6 protein-coding genes are annotated in these 7,796 nt (G+C 68.4%); 4 read left to right on the top strand and 2 right to left on the bottom strand.

Annotated elements, in window-relative coordinates; genetic code table 11:
- Positions 1-359 (bottom strand): PhzF family phenazine biosynthesis protein (locus ACXJKH_RS11050; protein WP_457319464.1); only part of this gene is annotated, 359 nt, incomplete at its 3' end.
- 179 nt (positions 360-538) lie between these two features.
- Here ACXJKH_RS11050 and ACXJKH_RS11045 point away from each other — a divergent pair.
- From ACXJKH_RS11045 to murD, 3 genes are read left to right on the top strand one after another with little or no spacing between them, the layout of a single operon-like run.
- Positions 539-3,142 carry a bifunctional aspartate kinase/diaminopimelate decarboxylase gene (locus ACXJKH_RS11045; protein ID WP_457319463.1) on the top strand — a complete coding sequence of 868 codons (2,604 nt, stop codon included), beginning with the start codon at positions 539-541 and terminating at the stop codon, positions 3,140-3,142.
- A 33-nt stretch (positions 3,143-3,175) separates the two neighbouring features.
- Positions 3,176-4,528: a UDP-N-acetyl-alpha-D-muramoyl-L-alanyl-L-glutamate epimerase gene (gene murL, locus ACXJKH_RS11040; RefSeq protein WP_457319462.1), complete on the top strand. Its 1,353-nt coding sequence runs from the start codon at positions 3,176-3,178 to the stop codon at positions 4,526-4,528.
- Positions 4,509-5,918 carry a UDP-N-acetylmuramoyl-L-alanine--D-glutamate ligase gene (murD, locus tag ACXJKH_RS11035; protein WP_457319461.1) on the top strand — a complete coding sequence of 470 codons (1,410 nt, stop codon included), beginning with the start codon at positions 4,509-4,511 and terminating at the stop codon, positions 5,916-5,918. The genes murL and murD overlap by 20 nt, the downstream gene beginning before the upstream one ends.
- Before the next feature lie 136 nt (positions 5,919-6,054).
- Here the strand turns inward: murD and ACXJKH_RS11030 are convergent, their stop codons facing one another.
- Positions 6,055-6,657: an SMI1/KNR4 family protein gene (locus tag ACXJKH_RS11030; RefSeq protein WP_457319460.1), complete on the bottom strand. Its 603-nt coding sequence runs from the start codon at positions 6,655-6,657 to the stop codon at positions 6,055-6,057.
- 227 nt (positions 6,658-6,884) lie between these two features.
- Between ACXJKH_RS11030 and ACXJKH_RS11025 the strand changes: the two genes are divergently transcribed.
- On the top strand, positions 6,885-7,685 hold the full coding sequence (locus tag ACXJKH_RS11025) for a dienelactone hydrolase family protein (protein WP_256777531.1): 801 nt from the start codon (positions 6,885-6,887) through the stop codon (positions 7,683-7,685).
- The last annotated feature ends 111 nt before the right edge of the window (positions 7,686-7,796 follow it).

The raw sequence follows: 7,796 nt of genomic DNA, 5'->3' as shown, positions 1-7,796 counted from the left end.
GTGCGGGCCGCGCCGTCACCGTCCACGCGCAGCGGCAGCGCCCCGGCGATGCCGTCCTGCACCAGCAGGCCGTCCACCGGCGCGGCCAGGCCGGCGTCGAGCACCGCATGCGCCGTGCCCACGCTGGGGTGGCCGGCGAACGGCACTTCCTTCTGCGGGCTGAACATACGGATGCGGTAGCTGGCCCCGGCCACTTCGGGGGCGAACACGAAGGTGGTTTCCGGCAGGCGGGTCCAGCGGGCGATGGCCTGCATTGCCGCCTCGTCCAGGCCCTCGGCGTCGAGCACCACGGCCAGCGGGTTGCCGGCGCCGGGATGGGGGGAAAACACGTCCAACTGCAGGAAACGGCGAGAGCTCATGGCGGCAAGGATCGGCAAAACGGTCGGGCAGCTTATCAATCCCCGGGGATGGGGACGTGCCCACCGAGGTCGCGCCGATGCCCCGCTGGCCCTGCCGGGGCCGGGCTTGGCATAGAATCGGGAGTTCGGCCGGTGTGCCGGGCGAATCCCCCTCCCACTACGAAACCCTCTTTACTTCCATGTCAGCTTCCCCCCTTGTCGATCGTTGGATCGTACTGAAGTTCGGCGGCACCTCCGTGTCGCGTCGTCACCGCTGGGACACGATCGGGAAGCTGGCGAAAAAACGTGCGGAAGAGACCAGCGCGCGGGTGCTGGTGGTGGTGTCGGCGCTGTCCGGGGTGACCAACGAGCTGACCGCCATCGCCGACGGTGCCGCCGACAGCCGTGCCCGCGTGGAGGCGCTGGTAACGCGCCACCGCGAGTTCCTGCTGGAACTGGGGCTGGATGCCGGCGCTCTCGACGCGCGCCTGGCCGGCCTGAGCGGGCTGCTCGACGATCCGCGCGCGGCCACCCGCCCGCTGGACTGGCAGGCCGACGTGCTGGGCCAGGGCGAACTGCTGTCCTCCACGGTGGGCGCGGCCTACCTGCGCGCCAGTGGCCTGGATTTTGGCTGGATGGACGCGCGTGAATGGCTTGATGCACTGCCGCCGCAGCCCAACCAGAGCGACTGGTCGCAGCGTCTGTCGGTGAACTGCCAGTGGCGTGCGGACGCGGCGTGGGCCGCGCGCTTCCGCGCCCAGCCGACCCGCATGCTGATCACCCAGGGCTTCATTTCGCGGCATGCCGATGGCGGCACCGCCATTCTTGGTCGCGGCGGCTCGGATACCTCGGCGGCGTACTTCGGTGCGCTGCTCGGTGCCAGCCGCGTGGAAATCTGGACCGACGTGCCGGGCATGTTCAGCGCCAACCCGCGCGATGTGCCCGACGCGCGCCTGCTGACCCGGCTGGACTATTACGAAGCGCAGGAAATCGCCACCACCGGTGCCAAGGTGCTGCACCCGCGCTCGATCAAGCCGTGCCGCGATGCCGGCGTGCCGATGGCGATCCTGGATACCGAGCGCCCGGAACTGCCGGGCACCAGCATCGACGGCAGTGCCGCGCTGGTGCCGGGGGTGAAGGCGATCAGCCGCCGCAACGGCATCGTGCTGGTGTCCATGGAAGGCATCGGCATGTGGCAGCAGGTCGGCTTCCTGGCCGACGTGTTCGGGCTGTTCAAGAAGCACGGCCTGTCGGTGGACCTGATCGGGTCGGCCGAAACCAACGTGACTGTGTCGCTGGATCCGTCCGAGAACCTGGTCAGCACCGACGTGCTGGCCGCGTTGTCGGCCGACCTGTCGCAGATCTGCAAGGTCAAGATCATCGTGCCGTGCGCGGCGATCACCCTGGTCGGACGCGGCATGCGTTCGCTGCTGCACAAGCTGTCGGATGTGTGGGCCACGTTCGGCCGCGAACGCGTGCACATGATTTCGCAGTCGTCCAATGACTTGAACCTGACCTTCGTCATCGATGAAGCCGACGCCGACGGCCTGCTGCCGATCCTGCATGCCGAGCTGATCGACAGCGGTGCCATGCCGGTCGAAGAAGGCGAGGTGTTCGGCCCGCGCTGGCGCGAGATCGCCGGTACCGTGCGTCCGCGCGACACCGCCTGGTGGCGGGGCCAGCGCGAGCACCTGCTGACCCTGGCCCAGGCCGGTACGCCGCGCTATGTCTACCACCTGCCCACGGTGCGTGCCCGCGCACGCGCGCTGATGGCGATCAAGGCCATCGACCAGCGTTACTACGCGATCAAGGCCAACTCGCACCCGGCCATCCTGGAGGTGCTTGAGCAGGAAGGCTTCGGTTTGGAGTGCGTGTCGCACGGCGAGCTCAAGCACGTGTTCAACACGCTGCCGACGCTGTCACCGCGCAGGGTGCTGTTCACCCCCAGCTTCGCCCCGCGTACCGAGTACGAAGCGGCCTTCGCGTTGGGTGTGACCGTCACCGTGGACAATGTCGAAGCGCTGCAGCGTTGGCCGGAGCTGTTCCGCAACCGCGAGCTGTGGTTGCGCGTGGACCTGGGCCGTGGCGAAGGCCACCACGCCAAGGTGCGCACTGGCGGCAAGGACTCCAAGTTCGGCCTGCCGATCGCGCGGGTGGATGAGTTCGTGCGCCTGGCCGGCGAGCTGGGTACCCGCGTGGTCGGCCTGCACGCGCACCTGGGCAGCGGGGTGGAAACCGCGCAGCATTGGCGCCTGATGTGCGATGAGCTGGCCGGTTTCGCGCGCCGCATCGGCAGCGTGGAAACCATCGACATCGGTGGCGGCCTGCCCATTCCCTACAGCGCCGACGATGAGCCCTTCGACCTGGACGCCTGGGCGATCGGCCTGGCCGAGGTCAAGGCCGTGCACCCGGCGTTCCGCCTGGCGATCGAGCCGGGCCGCTACCTGGTGGCTGAATCGGGCGTGCTGCTGGCCACGGCCACCCAGGTGATCGAGAAGGACGGCGTGCGTCGCGTTGGCCTGGATGCGGGCATGAACACGCTGATGCGCCCAGCCCTGTACGACGCCTGGCACGACATCGAGAACCTGAGCCGGTCGGGCGGGTACGCCGAGGCGGTGTTCGACGTGGTCGGCCCGATCTGCGAGTCCAGCGATGTGTTCGGCAAGCGCCGCAAGCTGCCGGTGTCCACCGCGCCGGACGATGTGATGCTGATCGCCGACGCCGGTGCGTACGGCTACGTCATGGCCAACACCTACAACCAGCGCGAGCTGCCGCGCGAGGACGTCATCGATGACGTGCCTTGACTGCTGCCTGCCGCCTTCTCAACCGGATACACCATGACTGCTTTCGATAAACACCAGGTTGCCGTTTTCCGCTTCGTCCGCTGCGATTTCGCTGCGGATACCGGCGTGGCGCACCTGGTCTACGCCTTCGACGACGGCCCCGAGCTGATCGAGACGGTGACCATCCCCGGCGCGCCCTTCGTGCTGGACGGCGCCCGCGCCGAGGCCGTGCAGCGCGCGCTGCGCCTGCTGCACCTCATTGCGGGCGTGAGCTACTACAAGGCCGGGGTGCCCGATCAGGTACGCATCGACGGTTACGCCATCGATGCAGCCACCGCGGCGCTGGTGGAGGACATCTACCTCAACGGCCTGGGCGAGTTCGCCTACCGCAACGGGCTGAACCTGCGCGGGCGCTTCCGCCTGCCGGCCGACGGCGAGGCCTTCGCGGCACCGGCCGTGGGCCTGCGCGAGCACGCGCTGGTCGCCATCGGCGGCGGCAAGGACTCGCTGGTCAGCATCGAAGCGCTGCGCGGATTGGGCATCGCCGAAACGGTGACGTGGATCGGCGGTTCACAGCTGATCCGTGCCTGCGCCGAACGCACCGGGCTGCCGACACTCAACATCGGCCGCGCGCTGGCCCCGGAGCTGTTCGAGTTGAACCGCCAGGGCGCCTGGAACGGGCACATCCCGGTCACCGCGGTGAACTCGGCGATCATGGTGCTGGCTGCGCTGCTGCAGGGCGTGGACCAGGTGGTGTTCTCCAACGAGCGCTCGGCCAGCTACGGCAGCCAGATTCCCGGCACGGGCGAGGTGAACCACCAGTGGTCCAAGGGCTGGGCATTCGAGCAGGCCTTCGGCGAGCACCTGGAAAAGCACGTCGCCGCCGACCTGCATTACTACTCGTTGCTGCGCCCGCTGTCGGAGCTGGCGGTGGCGCGCCAGTTCGCCAGGAGCGACTACTACGACGCGCATTTTTCCAGCTGCAACCGCAACTTCCACATTCTCGGCGAGCGCCCGGTGAACCGCTGGTGCGGGGTCTGCCCCAAGTGCCACTTCGTGTTCCTGGCGCTGGCTCCGTTCATGCCCAAGCCGCGCCTGGTGGCCATTTTCGGCCGCAACCTGCTGGATGATCCCGAGCAGGCCGGCGGCTTCGACGCGCTGCTGGAATTCCAGGACCACAAGCCGTTCGAATGCGTGGGCGAAGGCCGCGAATCGCGTGCGGCGATGGCCACCCTGGCCGCGCGTCCGGAGTGGGCCGAAGATGCGCTGGTGAAGCGCTTCGTGGCGCAGATCCAGCCGCAGCTGGATGCCACCGAGCTGCACATCGAACCGTTGCTGGTGCTGGAAGGCGAGCACCGTATTCCGGCGTCGATCTGGGAGCGCCTGCGTGCGAATTTCGCAGTTTGAGGGCAAGCGCGTTGCCTTGTGGGGCTGGGGACGGGAAGGGCGCGCCGCATGGCGCGTGCTGCAGCAGCGGCTGCCGTCGCTGCCGCTGACCCTGTTCTGCCCGGAGGCTGAAGCCGCCGACGCGCGCGCCGACGCGGGCGATGTGCTGCAGGTGCGTTCGGATGTGAGCGGTGAGGCCCTGGCGGCGTTCGAGGTGGTGATCAAGTCGCCGGGCATCAGCCCGTACGGTGAGGCAGCCTTGTATGCCGTCGCGCACGGCACGCAGTTCATCGGCGGCACCGCGCTGTGGTTTGCCGAACACGCCGATGCGCAGGGCATCGTGCGCGACACCGTGTGCGTCACCGGCACCAAGGGCAAGAGCACCACCACCGCRCTGCTGGCGCACCTGCTGCGTGCGTCGGGTGCGCGCACCGCGCTGGTCGGCAACATCGGCCTGCCGTTGCTGGAAGTGCTGGATCCGCAGCCCGCCCCGGATTACTGGGCGGTGGAGCTGTCCAGCTACCAGACCGGCGAAGTGGGACGCAGCGGCGCGCACCCGCAGGTGGCGATCGTGCTGAACCTGTTCCCCGAACACCTGGACTGGCACGGCAGCGAAACGCGCTACATCGAAGACAAATTGCGCCTGGTCACCGAAGGCGAGCCGCGCATAGCCGTGCTCAATGCGGCCGATCCGCACCTGGCGGCGCTGTCGCTGCCACGCAGCGAGGTGGTCTGGTTCAACCAGCCGCAGGGCTGGCACATGCGCGGCGATGTCGTGCACCGGGGTGAGCAGGCGGTGTTCGACACCGCGCATACGCCGCTGCCCGGTCGCCACAACCGCGGCAACCTGTGCGCGGTGCTGGCCGCGCTGGAGGCGCTGGGCCTGGACGCGGTGGCGTTGGCAGCGGCGGTGCAGGACTTCCGTCCGTTGCCCAACCGCTTGCAGACCATCGGCACGTGCGATGGCATCACCTTCGTCAACGACTCGATCAGCACCACCCCGCATGCCAGCCTGGCGGCGCTGGAGTGCTTCGCGGGGCGGCGTATTGCGCTGCTGGTGGGCGGACACGACCGCGGCTTGGACTGGCACGATTTCGTGGCGCACATGGCACACGACGTGCCACCGCTGGAGATCGTCACGATGGGTGCCAATGGCCCACGCATCCATGCACTGCTGCAGCCGCTGGCCGATGCCGGCCGTTTTGGCCTGCATGCCGCCGCCGACCTCGGCGAGGCGATGCAGGTGGCGCGCGCCGCCCTGGGCGTGCAGGGTGGGGTGGTGCTGCTGTCGCCGGGCGCGCCGAGCTATGGCGTGTACCGCGATTATGTCGCCCGTGGACGGCATTTCGCCGCGCTGGCCGGGTTCGATCCCGAGGCGATCACCGCCATCCCGGGGATAGGGATTTCGTAGAGCCGACCGTTGGTCGGCTGCCCTTGCAGGCAGAGCCACGCCATGCATGGCTGCGCGATCTGCGCCGAGAGCAGCCACGCATGGCGTGGCTCTACGCGGGTATGCGCGGCTTTCACCATCGGCAGCGATGGGACGGTCAGCCGTCTTCGTCGATGAAGGCGTAATCGCCGTCGATGAGCTGCTGCAGGTACGCATCGAAGTTCGGGGCGATCACCCGGTAGCTGTCCGGGTCGTGCAGGTAGCGCACCACCTGGCCGACTGTGCCGCCGGGGGCTGGATCGAAATCCAGGTACAGCACCGAGGTGCCGCCGTTGTTCATGCAGTGCGAGAAGCACAGGCGCTGGCCCATCGGCAGGTCGGCATCGATGCCGTCGCCCAGTATCTCCGCGTCCTCCTCGAGCCATTCTTCGTAGATCGAGCGGATGCTCTCGCCCCAGCGTTGCCACTGCGCACTGTCTTCGACGATCTGATCGGCCGAGCGCAGGTAATAGGGGTAACGCCCCTCCCCGACGTCCGAGCCCAGCATCAGCACCACCACCTCGCCCTTGGGGTAGGTGCGGAAATGGGTGCCGTCGACCCGGCCGAGCAGCACCAGCAGGCTCTCGGGCACCTGCGGCCAGCGCTCGCGCAGGCGCTGCAGATCGGTGCCGCTGGCGCCCTCGGTCCAGGCCCACATCGGCGCATCCTCTTGGGGYAGGCGCGGTAGCAGGCCGGCGAGGAAGCGATCAACCAGGGTCATGCGGGGCATTCCTTACGCGGGGGGCGGCCAGCCTGCCAGATCGGGGGCGCGTACGTCGAGCCGTTGACGGGCGGGCTTTGCGATCCGTTTCGAGGCGCGGAGCGATTTCCGTGCCCGGTGCGGCGAAAGGGTCACTGAGCGAAGGGCAGCCGACCAACGGTCGGCTCTACACGGCGTCGTCAGGTGGCCGGCATACACTCGGGGTTCTTTCTGTCGGGAGCAGACGCATGAACAAGCAATGGCGGTGGGGTGCGGCGGTGCTGTTGGGCATGACGGCGTTGCCCGCGCTGGCGGCGATGCAGGCCAAGCCCGTGGAATGGACGCAGGATGGCACCACCTTCAGCGGCGTGCTGGTTTACGACGACAGCGACACCGACACGCGCCCGGGGCTGGTGATGGTGCCGAACTGGAAGGGCGTGAATGACTCGGCCATCGCCAAGGCCAAACAGCTGGCCGGCGATGACTACGTGGTGCTGGTGGCCGATGTGTACGGCAAGGGTGTACGCCCGAAGACCGACGCCGAGGCCGGGCCGGTGGCGACCAAGCTGCGCAATGACCGACCGGTGCTGCGCGCGCGGGCGCTGAAGGCGATCGAGGTGCTGAAGGCACAGGTCGGCAAGGCGCCGCTGGATGCCAGCCGGATCGGCGCGGTCGGGTTCTGCTTCGGCGGCACCACCGTGCTGGAAATGGCCCGGGCGGGGGCGCCGCTGGCGGGCGTGGTCAGCCTGCATGGCGGCCTCGGCTCGCCGCTGCCGGCCAAGGCCGGTGGCACGCATCCCTCGGTGCTGGTGCTCAACGGGGCTGACGACAAGAGCGTCAGCAAGGACGATATCGCCAGCTTCGAGCAGGAAATGAACGCGGCCAAGGTTGATTGGGAGTTCACCAACTACAGCGGGGCCGTGCACTGCTTCGCTGAAGCGGACGCCAACAGCCCCCCGGGTTGCCAGTACAACGAACGGGCTGCCAAGCGCGCGTGGAAGACGCTGGATGAGTTCTTCGAAGAGCGATTCGAGACAAAACGCCGGTAGMGCCGACCGTYGGTCGGCTGSAMCGCGCAGGGCGCGGTGCATGTATCGGTGATCGTGGTGCGGRSRSGAAGAGCAGCCGACCAACGGTCGGCTCTACGTGWCAGGGACCAC

Source organism: Stenotrophomonas sp. P5_B8, assembly GCF_054049855.1.
This window is presented reverse-complemented; position numbering and strand designations above follow the sequence as displayed.

What these genes read in the sequence shown, in the direction of transcription:
- ACXJKH_RS11025 (WP_256777531.1), top strand. Translation starts at nt 6,885, where the DNA reads ATGAACAAGCAATGGCGGTGGGGTGCGGCGGTGCTGTTGGGCATGACG.
- ACXJKH_RS11045 (WP_457319463.1), top strand. Translation starts at nt 539, where the DNA reads ATGTCAGCTTCCCCCCTTGTCGATCGTTGGATCGTACTGAAGTTCGGC.
- murL (WP_457319462.1), top strand. Translation starts at nt 3,176, where the DNA reads ATGACTGCTTTCGATAAACACCAGGTTGCCGTTTTCCGCTTCGTCCGC.